Origin of the sequence: Mesorhizobium sp. M8A.F.Ca.ET.207.01.1.1, from assembly GCF_004794715.1 — a bacterium.
Taxonomy (GTDB): domain Bacteria; phylum Pseudomonadota; class Alphaproteobacteria; order Rhizobiales; family Rhizobiaceae; genus Mesorhizobium.
Genome location: NZ_SRUS01000064.1, coordinates 1 through 503 on the forward strand (window position 1 = coordinate 1; position 503 = coordinate 503).

1 protein-coding gene is annotated in these 503 nt (G+C 66.4%); it reads left to right on the plus strand.

The window, feature by feature from the left end; all coding sequences use genetic code 11:
• Positions 1 to 503, plus strand: a 503-nt coding sequence (locus EN850_RS33465; RefSeq protein WP_136092928.1) for an aldehyde dehydrogenase family protein, incomplete at both ends; no start/stop codon positions are given.

Consider the following 503-nt stretch of genomic DNA (forward strand, 5'->3'; position numbering starts at 1 on the left):
CGCGGACCACGCGGCCGACTATCTGAAGCCGCAGCTGATCGACACCGAAGCCCAGCGCAGCTACGTGCGCTACGAGCCGATCGGCTGCGTGTTCGCGGTGATGCCGTGGAATTTCCCGATCTGGCAGGTATTCCGATTCCTTGCACCGGCCTTGATGGCCGGCAACGTGGCGCTGCTCAAGCACGCCAGCAATGTGCCGCAGTGCGCTGACCTGATCCTGGCCGTGTGCCGTGATGGAGGATTGCCGGAGGGCGTATTCGACGTGCTGCACATCGACAACGACCAGGCGGCCGAGGTGCTGCGCGACGCGCGGGTGAAGGCGGTGACGCTGACCGGCAGCGAGCGGGCAGGGCGCTCGATCGCGGCCAATGCCGGTGGCCAGCTGAAGAAGTCGGTGATGGAGCTGGGCGGCAGCGATGCCTTCGTGGTGCTCGATGACGCCGACCTGGACAGGACCGTGGCCGCGGCGGTGAAGTCGCGCTTCGACAACAGCGAGATCGGAA